At 57.2% G+C, this 27,000-nt stretch carries 23 protein-coding genes; 16 read left to right on the top strand and 7 right to left on the bottom strand.

Features of this window, described 5'->3' with window-relative positions; all coding sequences use genetic code 11:
- Positions 1 to 5: 5 nt before the first annotated feature.
- Complete coding sequence (locus CXF87_RS15960) at positions 6 to 1,376, bottom strand: glycosyltransferase (protein ID WP_101147306.1); 1,371 nt, start codon at positions 1,374 to 1,376, stop codon at positions 6 to 8.
- A 197-nt stretch (positions 1,377 to 1,573) separates the two neighbouring features.
- Between CXF87_RS15960 and CXF87_RS15955 the strand changes: the two genes are divergently transcribed.
- The 6 genes from CXF87_RS15955 to CXF87_RS15930 all read left to right on the top strand — a co-directional run bounded on the left by CXF87_RS15955 (position 1,574) and on the right by CXF87_RS15930 (position 6,904).
- Entirely contained in the window at positions 1,574 to 2,341 is a 768-nt protein-coding gene (locus CXF87_RS15955) for a helix-turn-helix transcriptional regulator (RefSeq protein WP_101147305.1), read from the top strand.
- Between the two features lie 151 nt (positions 2,342 to 2,492).
- Positions 2,493 to 2,849, top strand: coding sequence for a RidA family protein (locus tag CXF87_RS15950; RefSeq protein ID WP_101147304.1), 357 nt, complete (start codon positions 2,493 to 2,495; stop codon positions 2,847 to 2,849).
- Position 2,850: 1 nt separating this feature from the next.
- The gene (locus CXF87_RS15945; RefSeq protein ID WP_101147303.1) at positions 2,851 to 3,798 is read left to right on the top strand and encodes an ornithine cyclodeaminase family protein; all 948 of its coding nucleotides are present in this window, start codon (positions 2,851 to 2,853) and stop codon (positions 3,796 to 3,798) included.
- A 21-nt stretch (positions 3,799 to 3,819) separates the two neighbouring features.
- Entirely contained in the window at positions 3,820 to 4,851 is a 1,032-nt protein-coding gene (locus tag CXF87_RS15940) for a histone deacetylase family protein (protein WP_101147302.1), read from the top strand.
- A complete protein-coding gene (locus tag CXF87_RS15935; RefSeq protein WP_101147301.1) occupies positions 4,848 to 5,954 on the top strand; it encodes a class II histone deacetylase in 1,107 nt (368 codons plus the stop codon). The genes CXF87_RS15940 and CXF87_RS15935 overlap by 4 nt, the downstream gene beginning before the upstream one ends.
- Entirely contained in the window at positions 5,951 to 6,904 is a 954-nt protein-coding gene (locus tag CXF87_RS15930; RefSeq protein WP_101147300.1) for a branched-chain amino acid transaminase, read from the top strand. The genes CXF87_RS15935 and CXF87_RS15930 overlap by 4 nt, the downstream gene beginning before the upstream one ends.
- A 156-nt stretch (positions 6,905 to 7,060) precedes the next feature.
- Here the strand turns inward: CXF87_RS15930 and CXF87_RS15925 are convergent, their stop codons facing one another.
- The 6 genes from CXF87_RS15925 to CXF87_RS15900 form a co-directional block, all read right to left on the bottom strand.
- Positions 7,061 to 8,185, bottom strand: coding sequence for a pyridoxal phosphate-dependent aminotransferase (locus CXF87_RS15925; protein WP_101147299.1), 1,125 nt, complete (start codon positions 8,183 to 8,185; stop codon positions 7,061 to 7,063).
- Positions 8,186 to 8,257: 72 nt separating this feature from the next.
- A complete protein-coding gene (locus CXF87_RS15920; protein ID WP_101147298.1) occupies positions 8,258 to 9,637 on the bottom strand; it encodes an FAD-binding oxidoreductase in 1,380 nt (459 codons plus the stop codon).
- 35 nt (positions 9,638 to 9,672) lie between these two features.
- Entirely contained in the window at positions 9,673 to 11,313 is a 1,641-nt protein-coding gene (locus CXF87_RS15915) for an ABC transporter ATP-binding protein (protein WP_101147297.1), read from the bottom strand.
- A 9-nt stretch (positions 11,314 to 11,322) separates the two neighbouring features.
- Positions 11,323 to 12,156 (bottom strand): ABC transporter permease, encoded by an 834-nt coding sequence (locus CXF87_RS15910; protein ID WP_101147296.1) that lies wholly within the window; start codon positions 12,154 to 12,156, stop codon positions 11,323 to 11,325.
- The gene (locus CXF87_RS15905) at positions 12,153 to 13,133 is read right to left on the bottom strand and encodes an ABC transporter permease (protein WP_101147295.1); all 981 of its coding nucleotides are present in this window, start codon (positions 13,131 to 13,133) and stop codon (positions 12,153 to 12,155) included. Before CXF87_RS15905 ends, CXF87_RS15910 begins: the two co-directional genes overlap by 4 nt.
- 76 nt (positions 13,134 to 13,209) lie before the next feature.
- Complete coding sequence (locus tag CXF87_RS15900) at positions 13,210 to 14,766, bottom strand: ABC transporter substrate-binding protein (protein WP_101147294.1); 1,557 nt, start codon at positions 14,764 to 14,766, stop codon at positions 13,210 to 13,212.
- A gap of 228 nt (positions 14,767 to 14,994) precedes the next feature.
- On the opposite strand from CXF87_RS15900, the gene CXF87_RS15895 reads away from it, so the two are divergent.
- The 10 genes from CXF87_RS15895 to CXF87_RS15850 form a co-directional block, all read left to right on the top strand.
- Positions 14,995 to 15,720 carry a GntR family transcriptional regulator gene (locus tag CXF87_RS15895; RefSeq protein ID WP_101147293.1) on the top strand — a complete coding sequence of 242 codons (726 nt, stop codon included), beginning with the start codon at positions 14,995 to 14,997 and terminating at the stop codon, positions 15,718 to 15,720.
- A complete protein-coding gene (locus tag CXF87_RS15890; RefSeq protein WP_232774947.1) occupies positions 15,698 to 16,606 on the top strand; it encodes a histone deacetylase family protein in 909 nt (302 codons plus the stop codon). The genes CXF87_RS15895 and CXF87_RS15890 overlap by 23 nt, the downstream gene beginning before the upstream one ends.
- 93 nt (positions 16,607 to 16,699) lie before the next feature.
- On the top strand, positions 16,700 to 20,365 hold the full coding sequence (locus CXF87_RS15885; protein ID WP_101147292.1) for an ATP-binding protein: 3,666 nt from the start codon (positions 16,700 to 16,702) through the stop codon (positions 20,363 to 20,365).
- Positions 20,362 to 20,997 (top strand): condensin complex protein MksE, encoded by a 636-nt coding sequence (locus tag CXF87_RS15880; RefSeq protein ID WP_022520046.1) that lies wholly within the window; start codon positions 20,362 to 20,364, stop codon positions 20,995 to 20,997. The genes CXF87_RS15885 and CXF87_RS15880 overlap by 4 nt, the downstream gene beginning before the upstream one ends.
- Positions 20,994 to 22,238, top strand: a complete 1,245-nt coding sequence (locus CXF87_RS15875) for a hypothetical protein (protein WP_101147291.1) — start codon at positions 20,994 to 20,996, stop codon at positions 22,236 to 22,238. The genes CXF87_RS15880 and CXF87_RS15875 overlap by 4 nt, the downstream gene beginning before the upstream one ends.
- The gene (locus tag CXF87_RS15870) at positions 22,235 to 23,104 is read left to right on the top strand and encodes a DUF7281 domain-containing protein (RefSeq protein WP_101147290.1); all 870 of its coding nucleotides are present in this window, start codon (positions 22,235 to 22,237) and stop codon (positions 23,102 to 23,104) included. The genes CXF87_RS15875 and CXF87_RS15870 overlap by 4 nt, the downstream gene beginning before the upstream one ends.
- A 343-nt stretch (positions 23,105 to 23,447) precedes the next feature.
- Complete coding sequence (locus CXF87_RS15865; RefSeq protein ID WP_157826561.1) at positions 23,448 to 24,191, top strand: potassium channel family protein; 744 nt, start codon at positions 23,448 to 23,450, stop codon at positions 24,189 to 24,191.
- Positions 24,192 to 24,345: 154 nt separating this feature from the next.
- The gene (locus tag CXF87_RS15860; RefSeq protein WP_157826560.1) at positions 24,346 to 25,524 is read left to right on the top strand and encodes a dsDNA nuclease domain-containing protein; all 1,179 of its coding nucleotides are present in this window, start codon (positions 24,346 to 24,348) and stop codon (positions 25,522 to 25,524) included.
- Complete coding sequence (locus CXF87_RS15855) at positions 25,524 to 26,003, top strand: hypothetical protein (protein ID WP_101147287.1); 480 nt, start codon at positions 25,524 to 25,526, stop codon at positions 26,001 to 26,003. The genes CXF87_RS15860 and CXF87_RS15855 overlap by 1 nt, the downstream gene beginning before the upstream one ends.
- On the top strand, positions 26,000 to 27,000 hold a 1,001-nt coding region (locus tag CXF87_RS15850; RefSeq protein WP_198556118.1), incomplete at its 3' end, for an AAA family ATPase. The genes CXF87_RS15855 and CXF87_RS15850, both read left to right, overlap by 4 nt.

Below are 27,000 nucleotides of genomic sequence, written 5' to 3'. Positions count from 1 at the left end.
GTCACTTATCTCCCTATTCTCTCACAACGATCTACCGCCAACTGTTGATAGAGCTCCACTAACTCCACACTCTTGGCATCTTCGTGCCAGCTAGCGGCGTAGGTTTGGGCGCGTTCGGCGAGCTGTTGGCGCAGGGGTTCATTGCCTAGCAGGCGGTTGACCTTGGCGGCGAAGTCGTCATGGGTATCCTCGGCGATCAGGCAGCCTTCTCCCTCTTTTAATACATCCAGCGTACCCATCATCGCGGTGGAAACTACCGGCGTGCCGAGTGCCATCGCTTCTAGCAGGACTAGCCCCTGGGTTTCCGTGCGTGATGCAAATACGAATACATCGGCGGCGCGGTAGGCGGCTTGCAGTGGGCCGTTGCGGTCGAGATAGCCGAGGAACAGTACGGCGTCTGCCACGCCTATTTCTTGGGCGCGTTTGACGAGTGTTTCGTGGGCCGGGCCTTCGCCGGTAATAATTAAACGGGTAGTGGGGTATTCGACTAACACCTGGGGCAGCATATCAATCAGAAAATCGATGTTCTTCTCAAAGGCGGCGCGGCCGACATAGAGCAGCAGCCGTGCATCTGTAGGCAGGTCGTAGTGAGCACGAAAGTCGCTAGCATCCTGGGCTCCTTGGGGGTGGCAAAACGCCTCCAGCGCTAAACCAGTGGCAATGACCATGATGGGTGTCGTTACGCCGTAGTGGGCGAGTGCGTGCTGCATTGCCCGTGAAGGAGCGACCAAGGCGTCGAGCTGCTGGCACTGGTGCACCGAGAGCCTTCGTGCAGCAAAGCGCAGCCAGCGCCGCGGAAGCCAGCGGATATAGTGATGAATGTACTCCTCAAAAAGCGTGTGATAGGTCGCCACCACCGGTAGTCCAAGCCGACGCCCCAGCGCCACGCCAGCATAGTGGGCGGTAAAGGGTGTGTGCACATGAATAAGATCAAAGGTCTCACCTGCCAGTGATGGTGCCAGGGCAAGTAGGTCCCTGTAGCGCATCATGCGGTCTTCAGGGTCGCCGGGCACGCCGCGTGACGGGATACGCAGCACGCCTGGCTCATCCACTTGGCCTACGGGGTAGTCGGGGCAGATCAGCGTGACCGAGTGGCCCAAGCGTTCAAGGGCGCCACGAAAGCTGGCTATGGAAGTAGAAACACCATTAACGCGAGGAAAGTAGACATCCGAAATCATAAGTACTTTCATACCGCCCAGTGGCATCGCGGTTGCGGGTGTCGTCGAGTGAAACAGCGTTAATGCTGATGCCAGCCGCGACTCACGCTCTGCTTCGCGCTGCTGGGTGATGGCGTTGCCATTGGCTAGCTGAGAGAGGGACGCGATTTCTGATTCGCTGAGAGGGTGACTAAGAGGATGGCGTCGGTGCTGTGACATGTTGTTTAGACTCTTATAGCAGCTTACGAACAAGCTATCCTGAGTCCATGACTGGCGCATGACAGCCAGCGCGCTTAGTAAATACCCGTGCACCTTTCCGGCAGAGCGTTAACGCACAGTTGACCGCTTCCTCGCTTTTTATTGCTTAGCCGTTTTATAGTGCTGAAATAGCATTCGATGTACAGACGGTATCCACCATGGCCCTTTTTGAGCTGCATAGCCGCAACTTAGCCCAGGAGCAGGTGGCCCATACCCACGATTTTCATCAGCTTATTCTGGCCACTTGTGGCGTTACGGAGCTTTCGATGGAAGGCCAGGGGGAGCGGGTTACCGCTCGCCGCGGGTGTTTGATTCCTTCGTCGCGCCATCACGAGTACCAAGGGGATGGCAGTAACCGCACCTTGGTGTTGGATATTCCCGTTGCGCATTTGGCGTCGCTTGAAAAGGGCAGTGAGATCGAGCGTCTCTTTGATAAGCCGCGCTTTTTCAGCGTACCCCCTGCGTTAAACCAGCTTACCCACGCCCTGGCGAATCAGCTTGAGCAGTGTCCCGCGCTGCAGAATGAAATCGCGATTCTGTTGTTACGGGCGCTGACCATGTATCTGCATGATGCCTCTCCCACGGCGGTCGGGCAGTTGGGCCAACACTGTATTAGCGAGCGCCTGGATCTTGCTCGTTTGGATGCCTGGTTGGATCAGCATCTTGCCGATGAGATCCGTGTGGAGCAGTTAGCTGCTTTGTGTGCTTTGAGCCCCGGGCACTTTCACAGCTGCTTTCGCGAGCTGACCGGCGTAACGCCGCTAGCCTATGTGCAGCGCAGGCGCTTAGAGCATGCCCGCACCTTGGTTCGCCACAGCACACTCAGCCTGGGGCATATCGCCATGCTGGTCGGCTTTCGCGATCAAGGCAGTTTTTCCCGCGCCTATCGGCGTTATTTCGACCTCTCTCCTTCTTCAGATCGCTAGACCCTCATCGGACCGCTAGTGATAAAATTTTCTTGCCTGCATGACTTGCGGGCAAATCTACCGCAGTGTCGGGCAAGTAATTTGTCGGCGAGCGCACTAGTCTCTGATAATCCCTTTTAAATCAACACAACCTCTTTCAAGGAAAAACACCATGGGCGTTACCTATCAAGACAGCAACGCACGTATGAGCCAAGTGGCGATTCACAACGGCACCGTTTATCTCGCAGGCCAGGTTCCACCTGATGCCACGGCGGATATGCGCGGCCAAACTGAGCAGGTACTGGCGCGTATCGACCAACTGCTAGCCCAAGCGGGTACCTCGAAAGAGCATCTGATTTCAGCGCAAATCTGGGTCACTAGCATGGCGGAGTTTGACCAAATGAACGCGGCTTGGGACGCCTGGGTTGTGCCCGGTCGCCCGCCGGTGCGCGCAGCGCTTGAAGCCCAGCTCGCCAAGTCTGAGTGGAAAGTTGAGATCATGGTGATCGCCGCGCTGCCGGAGGCCTGATATGCGGGTTGTTACTGCCGAAGAGGTCACTCGCCACCTGTCGTGGAATGGCTTGATCAAGCGGCTACACACAACGTTCGTGAACGGCGTGGAGTCTCCTCCACGCCATCACCATGCGATGCACCGGCCCGATGGCGAAGCCACCATGCTGCTAATGCCCGCCTGGGAAGCGGCGGGCTATATCGGCGTGAAAATGGTCAACGTGTTCCCGCAAAACGCCGACCACGGTATCCCAGCCATCTCTGGGCTTTATTTGCTCAGCGAGGGCAAACACGGCCAGCCGTTGGCCTGTATCGATGGCAGCGAGTTAACCCGGCGCCGTACGGCGGCTGCTTCGGCGCTGGCCTCCCAAGCGTTGGCGAATGAGAACGCAGAAACGCTGCTAGTGGTGGGTACGGGCAAGTTGGCGCCCATGGTGATCGAGGCTCACGCCAGCGTGCGGCCCATCAAACGTGTGCTGATCTGGGGCCGTAATCCCAGTAAAGCGGCCGCCATCGCCGATGAATACGCCGAACGCTTTGAGACCCACGTGGTGGAAGATCTGGCGGATGCTGTGGCAGAAGCGGATATCGTCAGTTGCGTGACGCTCTCTACCCAGCCGCTGGTCAAGGGCGAGTGGCTGACGCCTGGCACCCACTTGGATTTGATCGGTGCGTTTCGGCCACAGATGCGTGAAACCGATGCGCTGTGTTTGCGTCGCTCAGAGGTATTTGTAGACACCTACGCCGGTGCCAAAGGCGAAGCGGGCGATATTCTGCAAGCCATTGAAGAGAGCGAATTCCAGTTCGACCAGATTCAAGCGGAGCTTGCTGAGGTGCTCGCAAGGACTAAATCGGGGCGCTCAGGGCCGGAGGCCATCACGCTATTCAAATCGGTAGGCGCTTCGCTGGAAGATCTGGCTGCTGCCATTGAAGTGTGGGAGTCATTGCCTGAATCTACTGCATCATAGCTTCGCTAAGGAATGCGTCCCATGAAATGCTTTTACCACCCCGACCAAGCGTACCACGCGCCACCGACCTTCCTGCTGCGCGGTCAGCCCGTGCCCTCGCCGGAAGGCCCGGTGCGCGCGGAGCTGCTTACCCAGGGGCTAGCAACGGCAGGGCTGACCCTGACCACACCTGCCGAGGCCGATTCGCCTAAGCTGCGCAAGCGCCTGGAACAGATCCATACGCCGCGCTACCTCACGTTTTTGGACACCATTTACGCTCGCTGGCAGGCGCTGCCCAACGCGTCGGAAGTGGTTGCGCCAAACATTCACCCCTGCGGGGGTGGCCACCACTACCCGCGCCACCCGATTGGGCAAGCGGGCTGGCATCTGCATGATATGGCCTGCCCGCTAAGTGCTACGAGCTTTCAAGGCGCGCTGGCCTCGGCGGCTAGCGCTGAAGCGGCAGCAGAAGAGGTGCTGAATGGCGCCTCAACGGCCTATGCATTGTGTCGTCCGCCGGGCCACCATGCCGGGCCGGAGCGCGCTGGGGGCTTTTGCCTGCTGAATAATTCCGCGCTGGCGGCGACCGTGCTGCGTGAACGCTACGGCAAAGTCGCGATCATCGATGTGGATTTGCATCACGGCAACGGCACCCAGGATATTTTTTATTATCGAAGCGATGTGTGGACCGGCTCATTGCACGCTGACCCTAGCGACTTTTACCCATTTTTCTGGGGCGGTGCAGAGGAAGAGGGCAGCGATGAAGGTGTTGGAACCAATGTGAATCTGCCCCTGCCGGTGGGCAGTGATGGCGACGTTTATCTCGATGCCCTGGCGATCCTGATTGATCACCTGCAACGTTATGAGCCGGGTGCCGTGGTGGTAGCGCTCGGTTTAGATGCTCATAAAGATGACCCGCTAGCAGGGCTTACGGTGGAAACCGAGGCATTTGTCGAGGTAGGCAAACGTTTAGCGGCGCTGTCGCTACCCATGGTGATTGTTCAGGAAGGCGGTTACCCAACCGAACATCTAAGCGCCAACCTGACCGCCTTTATGCAGGGTTTTACGGCATGAGCAGAACCGGTTTCTATTGGCACGAACGCTGCTTTTGGCACGACCAGGGCGCGATTGGGGTGTTCTCCGCACCAGGCGAATTCCTGCAGCCCCAGGCCGCTTCGGAAAGCCCGGAAAGTAAACGACGCCTGAAAAATATTCTCGAAGTCAGCGGGCTGATTGATGAGCTGCACGTGGTGAAACCACCCGCTGCTGCGCTTATTGACCTGCTGCGTTTTCACACTCCGCGTTACCTGGATGAACTGCAGGCGGGGGATAAGGCACGCGGCGGCAACGGCGGCGACTGCGCCCCTTATATGCCCGGCAGTTGGGCAGCGGCCACGCAGTCCGCAGGTTTAGCCATCGCCGCCGTTGAAGCCGTGGCAGTGGGTGAGGTGAGTAACGCCTATGCCCTATGCCGCCCGCCGGGACATCATGCCGAAGCCGATCAAGGCCGCGGGTTCTGCCTGCTGGGCAATATCCCCGTGGCGGTGATGCGCGCCCGGGCCTTGGGGCAGGTTAACCGCGTGGCGATACTCGATTGGGATGTTCACCACGGTAACGGTCAGCAGGCAGCGTTTTATAATGAGCCTGATGTGTTGACCGTTTCTATGCATCAAGCGGCCAACTATCCGCTGGAAACCGGCAGTTTTGACGAGCAGGGCGAAGGCGCAGGCCTGGCAGCCAATCTCAACCTGCCGCTGCCGCCGGGCTGCGGCCTGGGTGCCTACGCCTATGCTATGGAAAAACTGGTGTTGCCCGCGCTTGAGGCGTTCAAACCTGACATGATCGTGGTGGCCTGCGGTTACGACGCCTGCGCCAAAGATCCCTTAGGCAAGATGTTGCTCAATAGCCAAGCCTTCGCCACCATGACCGCCCAGCTAAAAGCCCTGGCCGAGCGCTGCTGCGAGGGCAAGCTGGTGTTCGTCCATGAAGGCGGTTATTCAGAAGGCTATGTACCGCTCTGTGGCCACGCGGTGATCCAGACTTTGTCAGATACCCAGATTGCCGTGCCCGACCCGCAAAACGATGAAATTGCCGCTTGGGGCTATCAGGCCCTGCAACCGCACCAGCAGTCGTTGATAGACGACTGGTGCCAACAGTGGGAGCAACGCAAACAATGACACCGCTTTATGACCGCGATGGCTGGATCTGGCAGGACGGTGAATGGCTGGAGTGGCGCGAGGCCAGGGTGCATGTCTTCACCCACACCTTGCACTATGGCATGGGCTGTTTTGAAGGTGTGCGCGCCTATGCTGGCCCTAGCGGCACGCATCTATTTCGTGCAGCTGAACATACCCGCCGCTTGGCAGAAAGCGCCCATTCGCTGGATATGCCGCTGCCGTTTAGTGAAGCGGAACTGATCAATGCCCAGCGCGAGTGCCTGACCAAAAACGGCCTGAGCAATGCCTACCTGAAGCCTACCGTGTTTTTTGGTGCGGAAGGTTTAGGACTACGTGCCCAGGGGCTGACGACCCATGTGATGGTGGCCGCGTGGGATTTAGGCCCCTACATTTCGCCTCAGGCCGCCACCCACGGTTTGCGCGCGCTAACCTCTTCCTGGGCGCGCCACCACGTCAATATCAGCCTCTGTCGGGCGAAAACCAATGGCCACTACGTCAACTCGATACTGGCGCTGAATACGGCGATCAAGGCCGGGTTCGATGAAACCATCATGCTCGACCCGGAGGGCTATGTAGCCGAGGCCTCGGCGGCGAACGTCTTTTTGTTGCGCGATGGCGTGCTGCACACCCCAGAAGTGACCTCCTGCCTGCAAGGCATCACCCGTGATAGCGTGATTCAGCTAGCGCAAAAAGTGCTGGATATTGAAGTGCGCGAGCGGCGAATTACCCGTGATGAGCTCTACACCGCTGATGAGGCGTTCTTAACCGGCACCGCCGCCGAAATACTCCCGCTTCGCGAGCTGGATGGCCGCAGAATTGGCGGGCGCGCGGGCGCACCACCCGCCAACGAACCCATCAGCCAAGACAGCGTGACGGCGCAACTGCAGGGCTTATATCGTCAGGCGGTGCGCGGCGAACTGAATGATTTCAGGCATTGGTTAACGCCTTAGGGTTATTGTGGCAGGCAATCAGCATGCCCCGGTGCGAGGGCAGGTTTCCGCGAGGGCGCTGTGAACCCGTCCATGGGCGCTACTTTCGCCATCCATGGGCGAAAGACCCTCGCTCCAACCTGCCCTCCCACCTACTGATCAAATTTACCAACTGAATCAGGCGTGTTCTTTAATCGCCTGTTCGAGAGCGTTCAATCTCCCCGGTTCCAGCGCTGCTTGTACCGCCGTAATACGTATCACATTGGCAAGTTCTGGGTGTGTCAGGCGCGTGACTAATACGCCTTCGTCGAGCAGCTGCTGATGTACCTCGGCGGCGAGTTCGGCGCTGGGCAGGCGAATGCCGATGAAGTTGGTGGCGCTGGGGAGCACGTCGGCACCCAGTGCGCGAAAGTGCTCAGCCAGCTGCTCACGACGGGCTTTTACGTCGGAAACGTGTTGTTGCACTTCGTCAGGGTGATCGAGCACCACTTCCGCAGCGGCCAGAGTCAGTGACGAGACCGCGTAGTGAATACGCACCTTCATCATCATTGCCAGCACTTCAGGGTCGGCGATGGCATAGCCAATGCGCAGGCCCGCTAGACCGTGAGCCTTGGAGAGCGTGCGCAGGCGAATCACTCCCGGTATGGCTTTGGCAGCGAAATCGCTACCCGCGTCATCACGGAAATCCCCATAGGCTTCGTCTAACAATAGCCAGCAGGTGTCAGGCAGCGCCTCGCGCAGCTTGAGGATGGCGCTGTCGCTGTGCAAATGGCCGCTGGGGTTATCCGGGTTGGCCAGATACACCAGCCGCGCGTTCTCCTGATGTGCCGCTGCGATAAGTGCTTCCAGATCGGGGGCCAGCACACCGGGCGCCTCAAAATAGCTGGGCTCGATCAAACGGCAGCCCTGGCCTTTGGCAAAATAGCCCAAGGTGGGGTAGGTGCCGGCGGTGCTCACCACGGTGTCGCCCGGTTCGCAGGTGGTGCGCAGCGCCAGGGCGATTAAGCTATCGGCACCGGCATCCACCAGCATCGTTTCCAGCGCAATCCCCTGCTGCGCGCTCAGGCGTTGGCGCACCCCTAGCGCTTCGGAATCTCCGTAGCAGTAAACGTGTTCAGCCAGGGCATCGCCAAAGTGGTCGCGCAGGGCAAGGTGAGGCATGTCCAGACCTTCGTTTGAGCCCAGCCGATGGGGGATCTCTCGGCCAAGTCGACGCTCCAGCACCTTAATGCCCGGAAACGGATTAACAGGGCCTTCACTCAGTAAGTGGTTGGGATAAGGGGGCGTGCTTTGAGAAGGCATAACGATTCCTAAAAACGATTTTCAAATCAGTAGTAACGATTAACGTAGCGCGTTTATTTAACGCACTCTTATTTAAAGTACTTTACCGGGATTTAACAGATTAAGCGGATCGAGCGCCTGCTTGAGCGACTGCATCAGTGCGATCTCGGCGCTGGAGCGACAGGTGCTCAGCCAGGGGCGTTTCTCCAGGCCAATGCCGTGCTCGGCAGAGACCGAGCCGCCCAGTGCGGCCAGCGGTTGATAGACCATCGCTTCCACTTCACGGCGCACCTCGACTTCAGCGCTCCCCACGCTAACGGAGATATGCAGGTTGCCATCGCCCAGGTGGCCAAAGACCACCAAACGCGCCTCGGGCCAGCGCTGGGTTAGCTGCGCTTCCAAGGCATCGGTGTAGCGCTGCATATCGGCAATCGGCAGGCTGACATCGAAGGTAAGCACCGGCGCCATGCCCTTGACCAGCCCCTCGATATCTTCACGAATCGCCCAAAGCCCATCGCGCTGGGTAGTCGACTGCGCAATCACCGCATCGACAATCAGCTCGTTCTCTAATGCACTTTCTAATGCTTCGCTGAACTGAGTGGCATTGCGCTCGGCATCGCTGCCCAGCGACTCGATAATTACATAAAACGGATGCTCGGTGGCAATCGGCGGAGTGTGGCGGTCCAGGGTTTCAGTGAGCAACCGGTAGTGATTTTGCCACATCACTTCAAACGCACCCAGGCTGCCGCCGAGCGCTTTGCCCATATGGCTGAGTAGCCCGGTTAACGCCTCAAACGAAGGGCAGGCTACCAGCGCCGTTTGCTCGCTGGGCGTCGGCGGCTGCAGGCGTAGCACCGCGCGGGTCACGATGCCCAGGGTGCCTTCGCTGCCGATGAATAGCTGCTTTAAATCAAAACCGGCGTTGTTTTTCAGCATGCGGTTCAGGGAACTGACCACCCGGCCATCCGCCATCACGGCCTCCAGGCCAAGTACCTGCTGGCGCATCATGCCGTAGCGAATTACCCGAACGCCACCGGCGTTGGTGGCGATATTGCCGCCAATCGTGCAACTGCCCCGAGCACCTAGATCCAGCGGGAACTGCAGGCCGACCTCTTTCGCGGCTTCCTGAACCCGTTGCAACGGTGCCCCGGCCTGCACGGTGAGGGTGCCGCCTACTTGATCGATCTCTTCGATGGCGGTCATGCGTTCCAGCGAAATCACCAGCTCATTCGGGCTCGCTTCTGCACCGTGAACCAGGCCGGTGAGGCCGCCGTGAGTCACTACCGGCTGTTGCACCTCATGGCAGGCACGCATCACCGCGGCGACTTGTTCAGTATCCGCCGGGCGAACAATCGCGCCTGCCTGGCAGGGCGCGCCGGTCATCCAGTCCACGCGGCGGCTATGCACATCGTCGCCGGTCAATACGTGGGCCGGGCCTACAATAGCGCGCAGCGCTTCCAGGGTTATTTGCATGTGTTTTCCTTAGCCTATCTTGTCCGTTCGATAAATCATGCTGTCGCCGCCACCGGCGCTTCGCGACCGGGAATCGCCTTTAGCAGATCCTGGGTATACGCCTCTTTTGGGGCGAGGAAGATCTGCTCGGCGCTGCCCTGCTCGACGATGCGGCCATTCTGCATGACCACAATGCGGTCACAGATATGCGCGGCGACGCGCAGGTCGTGCGTGATAAATAGCAGCGAAAGCGAGAGGCGCTGTTTTAACTCTTCTAGAAGTTCCAGCACCTGGGCCTGAATCGAAACATCCAGCGCCGAGACGGCTTCATCCGCCACGATCAACTCAGGATTAAGCGCCAACGCTCTGGCAATCCCGATACGCTGACGCTGGCCGCCGGAAAACTCGTGAGGAAAGCGTTCCACGGCGCTGGCGCCCAAACCGACCATATCGAGCAGCTCGCCTGCCTGTTTAAGCGCCGCGGCTTTGGGCGTGCCGTTGGCAATCGGCCCCTGGGCAATCGCCATGCCCACTTTGGTGCGTGGGTTGAGCGAAGCGTAAGGGTCTTGGAAGATCATCTGCACCCGGTGGCGCTCTCGGCGCAGTGCGTCGCCTTTCAGCTGGGAAAGGTTCACCCCATCCAGCAGCAGCTCGCCGCTGTCGGGGTGTTCCAAACGCACCACGCAGCGTCCGAGGGTAGATTTCCCCGAGCCGGATTCGCCTACGATGCCTACGGTTTCACCCCGCGCCAAGGTGAGCGATACATCCTCAAGGGCGCGCACTTCGCGAGAAGGTTTAAGGAACCCGCCCCGGGAGCGAAAGACCTTATTGAGCTGCTTGATCTCCAGCAGCGGGGCGACTTGGCTGGTTTCACGGTGGGGTGGCACCGCATTGCTGGGAATCGCGGCAATCAGCGCTTGGGTATAGGCGTCTTGAGGATTCTCAAGCACCGACTTGGCGTCACCCAGCTCGACGATCTTGCCGTGGCGCATGACGCAAACGCGATTGGCAATTTCGGCCACCACGCCAAAGTCGTGGGTGATAAACATCACCGACATGCCGCGCCGCTGCTGAAGGTCGCGAATAAGCTCCAGAATCTGCGCTTGCGTGGTGACATCCAGCGCGGTGGTGGGCTCATCGGCAATCAGCAGAATGGGCTCCAGCGCCAGCGCCATGGCGATCATGACCCGCTGGCGCTGGCCGCCGGAAAGCTCGAACGGGTAGGCGCGAATGGCCTTCTCCGGCTGTGGAATGCCCACTTCGATCAACAGTTCCAGGGCGCGAGCCTGACGCTCTTTGGGGGTGAGCTGGCCGTGGGCTTCGAACACCTCGGCAATTTGCGCGCCGACTCGCATCAGCGGGTTAAGGGCGGTCATTGGCTCCTGGAAGATCATGCCAATTTTTAGCCCGCGCAGGGCGCGGTGCTGCTTTTCCGTCAGGGCGAGCAGGTCCTGCCCCTCGAACAGTATCTCGCCATGGGTGGCGTTCACGCCCTTGGGCAGTAGCCCCATTACCGCGTTGGCGGCCATCGATTTACCGGAGCCGGACTCGCCGACTACGCACATGATTTCGCCGCGCTTTACCTCGTAGCTCACATCCTCCACCGCCAGAGCGCGATCCGCGCCTTTGGGGAGCGCAATATTAAGGTCGCGAATGCTGAGGACGGTGTCAGCCGATGGATTCTCTGTAATAGGCATATAAAGTCCTTAGCGCTCGCGTGATAGTTTGGGGTTCAGTGCGTCGTCTAACCCTTCACCCACCAGGTTTAACGCCAAAACGGTGAGCAGAATCGCCACGCCAGGGAAGAAGCTTAGCCACCACGCCTGACGAATCACCGTGCGCGCAGCGCCGATCATGTAGCCCCAGGACATCACGTTAGGGTCGCCCAAGCCGAGGAAAGACAACGCCGACTCCAGCAAAATCGCGGTGGCCACCATGAGCGATGCCAGCACGATAATCGGCGACAGCGTGTTGGGCAGAATCTGACGCAGAATGATCGTGCTGTTGGACTGACCAACCAAACGCGCCGCTTCCACGTATTCTCGGTTGCGCAGCGACATAAACTCGGCGCGCACTAAACGCGCTACCGGTGGCCAGCTGACAATCGCAATCGCCAGCACAATCGAAGTGATACTGGGCTGCATAATGGCCACCAGCACAATCGCCAGCGCGAAGTTGGGAATGGTCTGGAAGAACTCGGTAAAGCGCATCAATACATCATCGATGATGCCGCCATAGTAGCCAGCAATGGCACCCAGCGGCACACCGATCAAGAGCGCCACGCAAGTGGAAACCAAGCCAATCAGCAGCGATACCCAGGCGCCGTGCATTAAGCCCGAGGCCACGTTGCGGCCCATGGTGTCGGTGCCAAGCGGAAAGCCATCTTGCGAGAGCGGCGGCAAAAAGGGCCGTTGCACCATGCGCCAGGGCGATTCAGGAAACAGCAGCGGCGCCAGTATCGCCATGGCGATAATCAGCAGCAGGATGATCAGCCCGACGAGGGCGCCACGGTTTTGCGCGAAGCGTGCGAAAAAGCTCATGCGGCCCCCTTTTTGATGCGTGGATCAGCCAGGCTGTAGACCAGATCGGTGATGATATTGAAGACGATGACCAAGGCCGCTGAGAAGAAGAAGATGCCCAGCAGCAGGTTGTAGTCACGCTGCTGCAGCGCTTCGAACATCAACCGACCAATACCGGGCCAAGCAAACACGGTTTCGGTCAGGATCGCGCCGCCGACCATCTGCCCCGCCTGGAGGCCTGCTAACGTGATGATCGGCAGCAGGGCGTTTCGCAACACATGGCGGCGCTGAATAATGCTGGGCTTCAAGCCTTTGGCGCGGGCGGTTTTGACGTAATCCTGCTGCGCGGCGTCCAGCATTGATGTGCGCGTCATGCGGGTGTAAATCGCCATAAAAAATAGCGCTAAGGTGGTCGCCGGGAGCACCAAGTGCTGGGCAACATCAAGCACCAGCGCAAACCCCGTGTGGCCCGCTCCCACGGTGTAAAGCCCGTAGGCGGGCAGCCAACCCAGGTAGACCGAGAACACCACCACCGACATCAGCGCGACCCAGAACAGCGGCGTGGCGTAGAACACCAGCGCCAACGCCATAATGATGGAGCCGGAAGGTTTTTTAACCCTTGCTGCAGCCATTGAACCTGCGACGATACCGAGTACCAGCGAGAGCACGAAAGCGGTGCCGGTGAGCAGCAGGGTGGCGGGCAAGCGATCCATAATCAGATCAAACACCGGAACGCCCAAGCGGTAGGAGTAACCAAAATCGAGTACGGCGATACCTGATATATAGCGCCACAGCTGAACGTACATCGGCTGATCGAGCCCAAAGCGCTCGCGCAACTGATTAAGAAACTCCTGATCCGCGGCACCCGCTTCACCGGCCAGAATGGCAGCCGGGTCACCGGGGGCCAGCTGAATCAGCAGAAAGTTAAAAATAACGATTAAAAACAGCACAATGACGGCTTTGAAAAGCCGCATTAGGATTAGGCGCGCGTAAACCATAAGTCGTTTCCTGGCTAATACCTTCAAGACATGGCTGAAAAACCCAGGTAGCTCGCGCTACCTGGGTGGCTTGGGTTTAGCGGTCTAGCCAAGCATCTTTAAAGCCGTCGTTAACACCCACGCCGGAGGTGACCAGGTTTTGAACATCACAGCGATACAGGGTTGGGAAGCCCAGCTCCATCAGCCAGCCAACCGGCACGTCTTCGTGCAGGATTTCCTGTACTTCGCGGTAAAGTTTTTCGCGCTCTTCGTCAGGGTAGGCCGTGGCGGCCTCGTTGAAGAGTTCGTCGACACGCTCGTTTTCATAGCCTTCCACGTTATTCCAGGGCGAGCCCTTGGCAATGTTGTCGGAAAGGTAGGTGCGTGAAATACCCAGTGCCGGGTCGCCGTACTGGTAAAGATAGGTGAAGGCGAGATCGTAATCCCAATCGCCCAGGCGCTGGTTCCAGCCGCCCACATCGGTGGCTTGGGTTTCGACATTGATGCCTACTTCGCGCAGGTTCTGCTGCACGGCTTCGGCCCAGCGGGTCCATGTTTCGCCGTAGGGCAGCGGCAGAATGGTGATCTCTTCACCGTCGTAGCCCATTTCATCCAGCAGCTCGCGGGCGCGATCCGGGTTGTAGTCGTAGGGTTCCAGATCATCGTTCTGGAAGCGCGCATTGGAGCCAAAGGCGGAGAGCGGGACATTGCCCAGGCCGTTCCACAGCACATTTTTGGCGAACTCGCGATCCATGGCGTACATCACCGCCTGACGGAAGCGTTTATCCGCGGTGGGGCCTTCGCGATTGTTCATCCACAGCATGGCAAAGGGGCTGAAGTACTCGTGGCCCTCTTCGGTCATGCAGACGTTATCCATTTCGGCCAAGCGGGGAATATCGAAGTTCTCGACGGTGCCACTGGGCAGTACATCAATGGTCTCGTTCTCGAACGCCACTGCACGGGAAGCGCCGTCAGGAATAACGTGCCAATTCACGCCGTCCAGGTAGGGCAAGCCCTCTTCGTAATACTCTTCGTTCTTGACCAGCTCGATGACGGTGCCGCGTTCCCAGTTGTCGAACTTGAACGGGCCAGTGCCAATGGGGTGATCATTGTGTTCGTTGTTGCGGAAATCGGTACCCGCGTAAAGGTGTTCGGGCACCATGGTAAAGGTGCCTGCTTCAAACGAGAGCAGGAAAGGGCCGAAGGGTTGCGTCAGGGTAAATACAACGGTGTGATCGTCAGTGGCTTCGATGCTTTCCACGTGCTGTAGCACGGCGCGGGCGCTTGGGTTCAACTCGCGGTGGAAGACATCGGCGGAGAACACCACGTCTTCGGCGGTAAAGGCTTCGCCATCGTGCCAGGTAACGCCTTCACGCAGGTGAAAGGTGTAGGTGCGGCCATCGTCACTGACCTCCCACGACTCCGCCAGTTGCGGCATGGGTTCAAGGTCGGTGGAGTAGCGCAACAGGCCTTCGTAGATGTTGCCCGAGACGGTGCGTGTAGGGGCGTTCTGAACCATGCCTAGCACTAGGCCGGGCGGCTCCGGCTGGATAATGGTGTTAACCACACCGCCCTCTTTGGGGTCATCGGCCAGGGCGGCGGAGGTGAAAGCAAGTGCTGCAGCGGAAATAGCCAAAGCTAAAGGTTTTTTCATGTTTCCTGCTCCTCGGTTATTAGCACGTAATGGGTTTACGTAGTCGTTAGGCGAGCGAGGCGTGGCGTGTTAGGCCCAGTTGTGTGGGTTGTTGGGGGCCTTTTTGAACCTTGCACTTTGAACTTAGCAGCATGTGGCAAAACTGTCGACAGTCGGCAATCGTTCGTCGACAAATGGTTATTTTTCGTCATACTTAAGGAAACGCGCCACACCCCACGAGTAAATTTTATGGCCTTATCAACGGCGGCTCCCAGGCCCTTAATCCAGCAGCAGAACCTTGTCGAGCAGGTGGCTGACTATTTGACCCAAGCGATTATTCAGCAACACTTTTTACCCGGCGAACGGCTTTCGGAAGTACAGCTTTCCCGTGACTTGGGCGTTAGCCGCGCACCGGTTCGTGAGGCCGCGCGCTTGCTGGAAAGCCGTGGCTTATTGATCTCCAAACCTCGCCGCGGCTTCTTTGTCCGCGCGTTGAATACCGTTGAACTCGAAGATGTGTTTGATTTGCGGCTATGCCTTGAGCGTCATGCAATTCAGCGCTTAACGGAGCGCTATACGCCGGAAGCCCAGCGCGCGCTTAAGCAGCAGGTTGAGGTGCTCTGTGAGGCAGCAGCCGGTAACGATGGCACCCGTCGGATTGAAGAGGACCTGCAGTTTCACCGCCTCATGCTGCACTACGCCGGCAACGAGCGACTGTTGCGCGCGTTTGACGACCTGACCCATGAACTGCGCCTCTGCATCACCCTGATTACCAAAACCCATGAAGCCCCCGACACCATCGCCACCAGCCACTTTAAGCTGCTCGACGCGCTGGATAGTGGTAGCCCGGCCGCCTGCCGTGAGGCGATTGACTACCACATAGGCGTTGCCCGCAAATTCGTGGTGAAGGGTGTGGGCGAAACCGGAGATAGTTCTGATGAAAATAGTGCCGATGAAGACGTTCTTCCACGCTGACCAACTGCTTCATCAGCCGCAAACCTACTTCTCCCGCGGAAAGATGCGCACGCCCCAGGAAGTGCCGGAGCGCGCCACACAACTGCTGGCAGCGGCCAAGCGGATGAACTTCGATGTTCAAGCACCCGGCGATTATGGCGTGGGCCCATTGAGAGCGGTGCATTCACTGCCCTATCTGCGCTTTCTCGAAAGTGCCCACCGGCGCTGGCATGCCCTTGGGGAGGACTGGGGTGAAGAGGTGATCTCCAATATCTTCGTGCGTTCGCCCAACGCCCTGCGCGGCATCTTGGCAGAAGCTGGGCGTTATCTGGCCGACGGTAGCGCCCCGGTGGGCCAGTACACTTGGCAGTCTGCTTATTGGTCCGCGCAAAGTGCGGTCGCCGGGGCAGAGGCTCTGATAGCCGGTGATCGATTCGCCTATTCGCTATCGCGCCCGCCGGGCCACCACGCGGGCATCGATTCCGCCGGTGGCTTCTGCTTTCTCAACAATGCTGCGATTGCCGCACAGCATCTTAAAACGCGCTACCCGCGCATCGTCGTGCTCGACCCCGACATGCACCACGGCCAGGGCATTCAGGAAATTTTCTATCAGCGCGACGATGTGCTGTATATCTCGATCCACGGCGATACCACTAACTTCTACCCGGCGGTAACCGGCTTCGAAAACGAGCGCGGGCAGGGGGCCGGGCTGGGCTATAACCTCAACCTGCCGATGCCCCACGGTTCAGAAGAGTCAGTGTTTTTTGATCGCCTGGAGCAATCCTGCCAAGCCATTCGGCTGTTTGAGCCGGATGCGATTGTGCTGGCGCTGGGGTTTGATATCTACGAACTCGACCCCCAAGCCAAGGTCGCCGTTTCAACCGCGGGATTTGGTGAGTTTCTTTGAGGGGCTGCTTGCTAAGAAGTAATCAGTAAGACAAGCCATCAATGTGTCTGGCAAGATAGTCGCTTTCGAATCTCTATCGATCAAGGACTCGGCATGGCCCACCTGCTACGCATCGTGATGATTCACGGCCACTTAAACGGAGTGGTCGAACTCAGTGTGGATGGCCACACCAATATTTGCGGCACCAACGCCTCCGGTAAAACCACGCTGCAGCGGCTGGTGCCGGTGTTTTACGGCGAATTACCTAACAAGGTCGTGCCCAAAACGCGCATGAAATTCGACGCGTTCTACCTGCCCAACCGCAACAGCTATCTGGTGTACGAATACCGCCGCGAAGCGGGCAATATTTGCCAGGCGGTGCTGACCCGCAAAGCCGAGGGCGGGGTGGAGTACCGCTTTGTCGGCGCGCCCTACCAGCCGGAAGATTATCTGGTGGAGAGCGAGGCGGGCGTAGCGGCGCTGGACTACACCCAGTGGGCCAGCGGCCTGCGGCGTAGCGGCACGCCGGTCTCCCCCAAGCTGGGCGCGACCTCTGAATTTCGCTCGGTGATCCAAAACGACTTTACCCAACTGCACGGCAACAGCCGCGATGGCCTCAAACTGCGCCAAATCGCGGCCCAGTTCAGTCTGGTAAAACCCGAGCGGCGCATCCGCCATATCGAAAAGCTGGTTTCTGCGGTGCATGCCAAAGAGGGCAAGATGGACACCCTCAAAACCATGCTGGCGGCGATTTTCGAAGAGGATGGCGTTGAGCTGCCGGTGACACGGATTCGCAACACCAAGGCGCGGGAGTGGATTGCCCAGATGCGCCAATCCATGCGCCTGGAACCGCTGCAGGCCTCTCTTGCCCGGCTCGCCGGTATCGACCGTGAACTCGCCGACCTAGATGCCACGCTGTGGCAACTGAAGCCCCAGCTGGAAGAGGACCGCCAGAAAGCAGAGCGGCAAATGGCCGATGTGGATGCTGCGCTTGCCCGACATCACCGCGAGTTCCAGCAGCGGGAGAGCGATTACAGTGAGGCGCGGGATAAGCTAAACGACCGCCACAGCGAAGTGGTCAGCGATTTGCAGCAGGCCCAGCGCCGCCTGAATGATCTACAAACCCAGTACGAGCAATACGCCGAGGCGGATATGCCCGCCCTGGAGCGCGACATCAACGCGCTGCCCCAGTGGCGGGAACAGCGTGACCAGCTGCGCACCCACCTAAACGTGATGCAGGACGCGGTAAAAGAGAGCCAGGCGCGCCTGGATGGGCGGCTGCGCGAGCTTTCAGAGGCGCTGGCCCGCCAGACCCGTGAATCCCAGGAGCTGATCGACGCCCTGGTCGAAGAGAAAGCCCTGCGCCGGGAGCAGCAGTGGGAGTCCGAACAGCAGCTTAACGAGCGCTACCAGCAGGAGCGCCAACGCCTGGAGGGCGAGTATCAGGCGCAGCTGGAACTCGGTGTCGAGCAGCTAGCCGAACTAAAAGCGCAACTTTCGCTCTCGACCCAGACCGCTGAAGAGGCTTCCGAGGCGGAGCTTGCCCAGGCCCGCCTGGATCAGTCCCAGCAGGAGCGCAACGCATCGGCCGCTACCCTGGATGGCCTGCGCCGGGAGTTTGAAAGCCGCAAACGCGAGCGCGACAGTGCCGAACAGCAGCTGGTGCAGCTTCGCCAGCAGTTGGAGCGCGCCGAGCAGCGCTGCTACGCGCTCTATCAGCAGCGCGACCCGGAGCAGGGCAGCCTGCGCCACTTCCTGCGCTACCACCGCCCCGGTTGGGAGCAGCAGCTAGGCAAAGTGATTGCCCCGGAGCTGCTGGAGCGGCGTGACCTCGCCCCGCAGCTGGCCGAAGGCGCTAGCGATGACCTGTTCGGGCTGGCGCTGGATCTTTCCGCCATTGCCCTGCCAGATTACGCCCAGGACGAAGCCAGCCTGCTGGCCGCTATCGAAGAGGCGGATGGCGCCAAACGGCGGGTGCAAACGGAGAGCCAGGCCGCCGAGAAAGCGCTCAAGCAGCATAACGAGCGGGTACAGCAGGCTGATGAAGCCCAGGATCAGGGCCGCATGGCCCACAAGCGCGCCGAGCAGGAAGTCGAGTTTGCGATAGAGGCCCGCCGCCAGCAGCAGGAGCGCCATACCAAGCGTCAGCAGGAGCGTCGCGCGGCTCATCAAACCGCGTTAGCCAGCCAAGAGCAGGCGCAAAAGGAGCTGCGCGAAGAGAAGCAGCAGGCGCTCACCGCCCTCAGCGAGACCCATCAAAGTCAGCTGCTGGAGCTCAAGGCCGACGGCCAGAGCCAGGTGGATAGCCTGGATGCCCAGCTGCGCCAGTATAAACAGCAGTTGAGCGACGCCAACAGCGAACACCAGCGCCAGCGCGCGGAGCTGGAAGAGGCCTTTAGCCAGGAGCTGGCCGAGCAGGGCGTCGACCCCGCCAAGCTAAAAGATACCAAGGAGCGGCTGGCAAGCCAGGATGAACGCATCCGCGTCACCGCCGCCCGCCAGGATGAGCTCACCGAGTACACTCGCTTTATGCGCGTCGAGTGGGGCCAGCATAAGCCCCAGCTGGTCGCCCAGGAGGCAGAGCTGGAGCAGGCGGAGCAAAAGCTGCAGCGGGATAAAGAGCACCTGAAAAATGACTTCCAGGCCGCACGCAAAACTCACCAAAGCACAGTCAGCACACTGAAAACCCAGCGGGAGAGCGAATACGCCTGCCTGGAAGCATTGAAGCCGCTACTCACCCAGCTGGAAAGCTTGGCCATCGAGCCCGACGGCCAGGCGTCGAGTGCGCCAGTCGGTGATGTGGACGAGCGCATCGAGCGCGCCCGCCAGGCGCTGGGTAATCGCCACCAGCTCATCGAGCAGCTGCGCCGTGGCTGCCTGGAGGTGGAAAGCCAACTGATCAAAGACGCCAGCAGCGGCTTCGCCGAAGCGCTGGAGAGCGAACGCAGCAAGCTGCAAAGCGACAACCCCCGGCTACAGCTGCCGCTACTGCGCGATATGCTCAAACTGCTCGAAGATCAACAACAGCAGCTGATTCAGGAAGGCCGCAACCTGAGCGACGACCTGGATAAATTCTTCACCGTATTCCGCGATCTGAACCGGCGCATCAGCGCCCAAAGCCGCCGGCTTTCCGAAGAGGTCGCCGACGATCTGCGCCTGGAAGGCATCACCAAGGCCGAAGTGCGCATCCAGTCCACCATCGATGAGCTGGGCTTCTGGGAGCCGCTAAAGCTGTTCGCCCAGCGCTACAAAGAGTGGCGGGAATCCGGCCAGACGCTACCCAGCGACGACTACCTCAACGCACTGGCGGACGTGGTCGATTTGCTGCGCAGCGACCAGCAGTACAGCTTCGAAAGCCTGCTGCGCCTGGAACTGCACCTGAACGAAGGCGGCACCGACCTGGTGATCAAGAACGACCGCCAACTGCTGGAGTCCTCCAGCCACGGCATGGCGTATTTGATTCTGTGCAAGTTCCTGCTCGCCTTTACCCGCCTGCTGCGTGGCGATGCGGAAATTGCCATCCACTGGCCCATCGATGAGATCGGCACCCTGGCGTATCACAACGTCGAAAAACTGTTCGACGCCTGCGACAGCAACCGCATTCATATCGTCGGCGCCTTCCCCAACCCCGAGTCCGATGTATTGCTGCTGTTCGCCAACCGCTACCTGATCGATCGCGATGAGGCCAACCCCAATAAGCGGGTGTTAAAACGCATCGAGCCACGGCTAAGCCGCCTGGCCGAACGGCTCCAGGAACGCCAGCAGGAGGTGACAGTATGATCGAACATGGCCCACTGCTAGAGCGCCTGCTGGCCGGGGAGTTTGTCTGCCCGATCAGCGATGAAAGCGGCTATCGTCATCTCACCAATGAAGAGACCCGGGAAGAGATCGACACCTACCTGCGGCCGCTTAACCGCCGCCTGGCCAGCAATGAAGATGGCAGTGTCTACTTTCTGGCCTGGCGTCAGCTCAATGACAACGCCCGCGATCAGCTCTCCCGCCAGCTCGGCGATACCCTCAATAGCCTGCTGCCGCTGCTAGAGTGGCTGCAGCTGGTTCAAGAGGCGCTGGGCCGCGATACTCTGGCTGCCCCCGGCGATGTGCTCAAACCCGCCGAGTTCAGCGCCAAGTGCGAAGACAACCAAAGCCTGCGCGAACGCCTGGAGCGCCTGGCTACCGATAGCTTTTTCGGCTCGCAAAGTGACCAGCTCGATGCCCAGGTAAAGCAGGTCTTCAAGCGCCTGAAAGAGCACGGCTACCTGCTCCAGCCCCATTCAGAGCGGCAGGTGTTCGTGGTCACCGGCAAGATCGACTACCTGGTGGATCTGGTGCGCTTTATTCGCGATGAAGAGAACCTGCCCATCGAAGAGGGCAGCGAGGAGGGCTCCGGTTCCCAGGAGGCCCTGCTGTGAGTTCGAACGGAGAACACGCTCTGGAAAGCCGCCTGCTGAAAACCGGCAGCGAACGGCTGGCGCTGCTCGGCAAGCACGCCGATGTACTGATGCAGGCCTACACCCGCGATGAAGTACCGCTGGAATCGCTCAGCGATAGCGCGCTGCGCAAGCTTCTGGCGGCGCGCATCCTTTGGCGACCGGATGAGCAGAGCGGCGTGAAGCTGGCGCCCAAGGTGCGCGAACTGATCGCCGAGATGCTCGCTGACGAGACCCGCCGCCATGTGAACGCCGACGTGGCGGAAACCCTGGAGCTGATTCGCGCCCTGGTCCACAGCTACCGGGAAGCGCGCAGCCGCGGCGAACACTGGCGGCTGGAGCAGCAGTTGATGCGCCTGCGCCAGGAAGTCGACGACCTGAACGGGCGCTTCGCCGATGCCATCGACAGCTTATGGCAGCGGCTGAATAGCGATTTTGGTTTCGTCAGCCAGCTCAACGACAAAATCCGCGAGAACGACCGCGCCCAGAAACAGATCGCAAGGCTGCTGGATGGCCTGGCGCTAATCGACTTCGACGAACTGATCGAACTGGTGGGCAGCGATGGCAGCCTGCGCAAGCTATTGATCAGCCAGCTACAGCAGCAGTTAAGCCACCACTACACCGGCCTGCGCGAAGTGCAGCGGCGCTTGATCGAGCTGATGGCGCGCTTTCGCAAGCAGCAGGCGCGCAGCCGCCTGATCAGCGGCATGGCCGCCTTTATGCGCGAACACCCCGGCTTTGTGCCCGGCAACTATGCAAGGCGCAGCGAAGTGCCAGGGCTGGTCAATCAAGCCGCCCCGCTAAGCGCCGCCGCCGCCCCGGCGCTGGATCGCAACCTGGATAGCCGGTTGCTCGCCGATCTGCTGCACCAACTACCCCAGCCGCGCCACACCACGCAAACGGTTGAAGCCGCGGCGCCTGCCCAAGCCCAAGAGAGCAGCCTTGCCGCCGCCCGCCAGCAGGCGCTCAAGCAGGATGTGGAACACTTCTATTTAAGCGTGATCGACCAGCCCCAGGCGGAGCCGGTCAGCGCCCTTGAATACCTGCGTGAAAGCCCGCTGGAATGGCCGGATGAAATATGGCTCTTCCAGGTGATTTCCGAATACCAGGGCCTGCCGCGCAGCGACCAGAAGGCGTTTCGGCTCAAACAGCAGGAGAGCCAGGCGAGCCAATTCAATCACCTGCGCCTGATCCACGATGTAGAGCTGCAGCTGGCCGTATGAACCTACCCAGCCGCGCACGCAATGGCCTTAACGGTGTGGCCCGCGAACTTCTCCGCCAGCCCGCGGTGGAAAAGCCGCGCCGCCAGTGGGTAGACGACGTAGTGGCCTGGTGCCAGCAGCACGACATTGACCTGGCCTCGCGAATCAACAGTAAAGCGCTGCGCTTTGACGCCGCCTTGCTGGCGCAGATTAATGACGTTCTAGAGAGCGCCCGCATAGCGCCGCTAGGCCGATCACTCAGCGGCCTGCCCAGCAGCGCCCAGGCGAAAGAGGGTGTAGAGGAAAACAAAGCAACCCGCGAAAGCCCCCGCGCAAGGCGGGTACTCGTCAGCTTTCCGCCTCAACCAACAACAGGGCTTGCCAACGAACCACGGGCTATTCGCGATGTAGATGTAATGGGGCTAAAGCTGAGCGCGTTCAGCGCCCTGATTCAGGTCGAAAATCTGGACAGCTTCTATGAGTTTTCGCCGGAACAACCGGCGCTAAGCGGCTACGCAAATCCGCTGGTCGTCTACCGCGGCGACAGCCACTATGGCGGCGGCTTCGCCTTACTCGCCGAGGCGTGGCACAAAACCCGCCGAACACATATCTACGCCGGTGACTTCGATGTAAAAGGCGTCACCCTAGCACTGGACAACAAGGCCACGCATATACTCCTGCCCGGCATTGAATGGCTTACTCAAAACGACACGCCATTGCATGTGCCTGCTGAACAGTTTCCTTACCAACGGCGGCTGCGCAAATACCTCGCGGCTCTACCATCCGGCCACCCACTGCGCGACTATCTAACGTTGTTGCTGGAAAAGCAGCGGGGGCTTAAGCAGCAGTGGTTTGGTGTGGAGATGGTTTGTGTGGCGCTTAGTTAAAAGCTGTCTTGTTGTGACAGCCACTCAATTTCACTATTTCCCACTTTGACCAGGTTGGCCGCAGACTGGCTTTTCGGCGTCAAAGGCCTATACCCATAGTGAAGTCGTCCTTTTCTAGGCTGTGTGATTAGGCAGAGCTAAACGCGCCGGTACGCGACTTTGGGATATGCCGCCTATTTTTTCTTTGCCTTCAGGCGAATCAGTGGGATAGAGTCAAATGAGCTGGCTTTATACCCTCACTGAATGAGCGCGCACGTTTATTGAGGTTATGCAGACAGCCGCATAGTCACTGTTAGACAGAAATAAGCATTCGGGTTTGTATTGGCTTTTGTGGAGATATAAGTTGAACTCTGATAATTTTAATTCGACTCAAGATGGTTTGATGAGTACTCGGGTATATGACTGGGCAGAGAAATATGCATGGCCAAGGTTTTCCTGCATCATGCGCTGGATTGTAAGGGCCCTGTCACCTACTTGGTGGTTTGCCACCCATGCTAAAGCGGGGGCCTTCGGGCATGATAGAGCAAAGGGTATAATTCTTAGAAATTATTTCTACCTTAGTTACGCTATTATTGTTGCACTCGTTTTTGGCATTTTTACGCACGGTATCTCGACGGATAACTATCCGCTGAAATATCAGTTGCTAGTATTGTTATTTTTGTATGTAGTCACCTGGGCAAGATGTAACGAAATATTGTTCGCGTTCATCGTGGATGCGCTTGATAAGACAAAAGACGCTAGTGATGGCGGTGTCAATAATGAAAGTAGTTTAACTTATAGGAAGCGAATAAAGCTTGCACTACTTAGCTATATTGAGCTAATTATCAATTATGCGGTTATATATTTTATGATGCCTCCTAGTTGGTTTGGTGAAGAGAAATTTGGAAATATCATTGATGCAGTTTACTTTAGCGGGGTCACGATAACCACATTGGGGTACGGTGATTATTCACCGTCGTTCTGGGTGGCTAAGCTTCTCGTAATTCATCAGGTTCTAACTGGGTTCACTTTGGTTATTGTTAGTTTTGCTGTTTATGCCGGAAAGGGTTTGGCGGCGTCTTCCGAAAATGTAAGGTCTAACGAGTGAATGAACCCGATAAGACCTTCCGTGCTTCGCCCTCCAGGCCTTTCGGGTTATTCTGTCGCTATATGATAGTCGTACTGAATACTATTAAGAACCAAGAAGAGGAGTGGGAAATGCGTATAAACAAGCGAAGGATATTTCCTGAAGGAAGATGAGCGTGGCTGGAGAAAATAGCGGTGGTCCCAAGCTTCATGAAGTTGAGCCACGAGAGAACGTTGGAAGGGAAACCATTGCCCGTTATCAGGCTCAGTTTCGCGGAGCTGCTTTCGAGTGCTTGTCATTGTTGGAGGATGAGGCACTAGACCGGGTCTATTGTGATTACCAGGACGATTTCGTGTCTCGCATCAATGTCGACGGGAACTATGTTTATAATTTCTTTCAGGTCAAAACCAAGGGCAAGTTGAATTACCAATGGTCTGTCAATGACGTCCTAGGGATAAGGAAAGGCGCCAATGCATGTGAACCAGCCAAGATTACTGATAGCTACGTTGGAAAGCTCCTTATCCACACTATCAGATTTGAGAACTCCTGTGGAAGCGTCGTTTTTCTCACTAACGTCCATCTGAATGACGATTTAGAGGAGTTGCGTGATGCAATACAGGACGATAGCGATAACAAATATTACAAGTTGTTGCTTGAAAATTTTAATGACGCATTGAGCCCAAGAGCGCCAATAGAAGATCAGAATATTATTGAGCATATTAGGAAACTTAAGCTTAAATCGAATATTTCCTATTTAAATCCACACGATGATAAATTCTTCTCTGAGGCAAGAGAGACCATCTATCAGTACAGTGAAATAGATTTGCAGCGTTCAGAGTGTGAGGAAATAATTAACAGTCTTATATCACTTGTTGAACGGAAGTCGTTAGGGAAACTATTAGGTGAAATCGGAGAAGAGGATCTCGATGATATAGCGGGTGTTAGTCTTGCCGAAATGCTCGATATTTTGAGTATCTCCAAAGCGGCTTATCAGAGTTTAAGAGATAGCGGCGACTCACAAGCCATCAAGAATGCTTCGATTATTCACAGGTTGATGAGTAAGGCTGGTGCGTCAGAACGAATGATAGAATTCGTATCTGGCTGTAAGGTTCGATGGGATATATGGTTTAGGGATAAACGTCATACTATCCCGGAGTTCGATCTGAATTTTATTCTTGAAGAAATAGAGAATAATGCTGCAGAGTGGGTTAAGTCTGGGGAGGATCTGCCAATTCTTCGAAGTCGTATTGATAAAGTATTGTCAGCTTTGGATGGCGAAGACTTGTCTGCCACTCTTGATCGTGAACTCCTTCTCGGCGCTGTTTTCTCATTTATAGTTAGAGGGAACGCGTGATGGATTACGAAGAATTCTTTCAAGAAGCATCTGAAAAAGAAATTGTATTGTCTTTAGATCAATTCAGTGATTCAGTATCTCACCGGCTCAGTAATGAGGCGCTTTTTCATCTCCCCTTGCTCGCGATGACTATTCTCTTGTTGTCCAAAACACGCCGTAAGCCGAAGTCAGACGAACTAGGTCAGTTGATTGGCGAGTGCTTTGAACGAACGTTTTCAGGCTTTAAAGGTTCCTCCCAACACTTGGGATGGTCCGCAAACCTTAGGATGCGGACAGTCAAGGCGCTAACATTTCTTGAGACAGTAAGCCTTGTTGAAGTTGATCGCCATGATTCCCGCATTAAAGCTACCGATTTTGGGAAAAAGGTCGTATCAAAAGCAATAGACGTTCAATCAGACCTCGGTTATACGCTTCAGGTAATTGAACGTAATTATTTTGACTTACAAATAGAAAAGCAAATTGCAATGGATTTGGAATGAAACTTGTTAAATTAAAAATTCACCCTTCAGGGAAGGACGGTTGGGGTTCAAAGGACCTCGTGTTTGCTAGTGATATTACCCAGCTATATGGGCCGAACGGAGCAGGAAAAACGCCTGTCATTCATTCCATTGCCTTCGCGCTTGGATACCCTGTTCGATACAGGGACGATATTATGGCTAAATGTTCGTCAGCCAGCCTCACTGTAGAGCATGAAGGGGAATTTTTCATTTTCGAGAGGTCATTTTCTGATAAGTTTCACATAGAAGTGTCGGAGCGAGGCTCCAACGAAACGCGTATATTTTACAATGAAAAAGAGATTTCTGAGTACCTTTTTTCGAGACTTGGACTCTCGCCGCTTGCTCTGACAACTAATAAGAACGAGCCCACTTATCCTTATATATCGACATTTTTGCCTCTCTTTTACATAGACCAAGACGCTGGTTACACGAGTGCTTACAAGCCCCCAAGTAGTTTCATAAAAGATCAATACGCCGAGATGATCAGATTGGGGATTGGAATAGCACCAAAACATTCATTCGAGGCAAAACGTTTTCTCATAGAAAAGAAAAGAGAGCTTGATTTAGTAAATATTCAAATCGTTAATACTCAAGATTTTATTCTAAAACTCGAAGAGCAGTCTGATGTAGATAATATTTCCGCTGCAGAGCTCGAAGATGAGTTGGAACAATTGAGAGATGAATTTGAAGAGCTCCGTAATAGTTTTGATGCGACGAACGATGCAGATTATGTTCTACAAAGACTAATTCGCGAGAAGCAGGGTGAGCGGCTTAATCTCTCTGCTGCAATAAAAGACCTAGAAAGCCGGGTGTCAGGGTTCAACAAGATAAAAGACGAAATTGAGATCGAGATCAACACCTTATCTCTTAACGAAGAGTCTCGGCGACTTTTTAGTTCCTTTAAGGATATTTGTGCCACGCCAGGATGTGGTCTTTTTACCTCCAGCTCCGATTCTTATGGTAAAAATTTACTTTATCT

Source organism: Halomonas sp. MES3-P3E, from assembly GCF_002836035.1.
Taxonomy (GTDB): domain Bacteria; phylum Pseudomonadota; class Gammaproteobacteria; order Pseudomonadales; family Halomonadaceae; genus Vreelandella; species Vreelandella arctica.
This window is presented reverse-complemented; position numbering and strand designations above follow the sequence as displayed.

Bases quoted from the DNA above. Each gene is read 5' to 3' on its own strand.
- CXF87_RS15905 (WP_101147295.1), bottom strand. From the start codon at position 13,133: ATGGTTTACGCGCGCCTAATCCTAATGCGGCTTTTCAAAGCCGTCATT.
- CXF87_RS15890 (WP_232774947.1), top strand. From the start codon at position 15,698: ATGAAGACGTTCTTCCACGCTGACCAACTGCTTCATCAGCCGCAAACC.
- CXF87_RS15885 (WP_101147292.1), top strand. From the start codon at position 16,700: ATGGCCCACCTGCTACGCATCGTGATGATTCACGGCCACTTAAACGGA.
- CXF87_RS15915 (WP_101147297.1), bottom strand. From the start codon at position 11,313: ATGCCTATTACAGAGAATCCATCGGCTGACACCGTCCTCAGCATTCGC.
- CXF87_RS15920 (WP_101147298.1), bottom strand. From the start codon at position 9,637: ATGCAAATAACCCTGGAAGCGCTGCGCGCTATTGTAGGCCCGGCCCAC.
- CXF87_RS15935 (WP_101147301.1), top strand. From the start codon at position 4,848: ATGAGCAGAACCGGTTTCTATTGGCACGAACGCTGCTTTTGGCACGAC.
- CXF87_RS15930 (WP_101147300.1), top strand. From the start codon at position 5,951: ATGACACCGCTTTATGACCGCGATGGCTGGATCTGGCAGGACGGTGAA.
- CXF87_RS15945 (WP_101147303.1), top strand. From the start codon at position 2,851: ATGCGGGTTGTTACTGCCGAAGAGGTCACTCGCCACCTGTCGTGGAAT.
- CXF87_RS15955 (WP_101147305.1), top strand. From the start codon at position 1,574: ATGGCCCTTTTTGAGCTGCATAGCCGCAACTTAGCCCAGGAGCAGGTG.
- CXF87_RS15870 (WP_101147290.1), top strand. From the start codon at position 22,235: ATGAACCTACCCAGCCGCGCACGCAATGGCCTTAACGGTGTGGCCCGC.
- CXF87_RS15900 (WP_101147294.1), bottom strand. From the start codon at position 14,766: ATGAAAAAACCTTTAGCTTTGGCTATTTCCGCTGCAGCACTTGCTTTC.
- CXF87_RS15880 (WP_022520046.1), top strand. From the start codon at position 20,362: ATGATCGAACATGGCCCACTGCTAGAGCGCCTGCTGGCCGGGGAGTTT.
- CXF87_RS15925 (WP_101147299.1), bottom strand. From the start codon at position 8,185: ATGCCTTCTCAAAGCACGCCCCCTTATCCCAACCACTTACTGAGTGAA.
- CXF87_RS15940 (WP_101147302.1), top strand. From the start codon at position 3,820: ATGAAATGCTTTTACCACCCCGACCAAGCGTACCACGCGCCACCGACC.
- CXF87_RS15855 (WP_101147287.1), top strand. From the start codon at position 25,524: ATGGATTACGAAGAATTCTTTCAAGAAGCATCTGAAAAAGAAATTGTA.
- CXF87_RS15960 (WP_101147306.1), bottom strand. From the start codon at position 1,376: ATGTCACAGCACCGACGCCATCCTCTTAGTCACCCTCTCAGCGAATCA.
- CXF87_RS15910 (WP_101147296.1), bottom strand. From the start codon at position 12,156: ATGAGCTTTTTCGCACGCTTCGCGCAAAACCGTGGCGCCCTCGTCGGG.
- CXF87_RS15895 (WP_101147293.1), top strand. From the start codon at position 14,995: ATGGCCTTATCAACGGCGGCTCCCAGGCCCTTAATCCAGCAGCAGAAC.
- CXF87_RS15950 (WP_101147304.1), top strand. From the start codon at position 2,493: ATGGGCGTTACCTATCAAGACAGCAACGCACGTATGAGCCAAGTGGCG.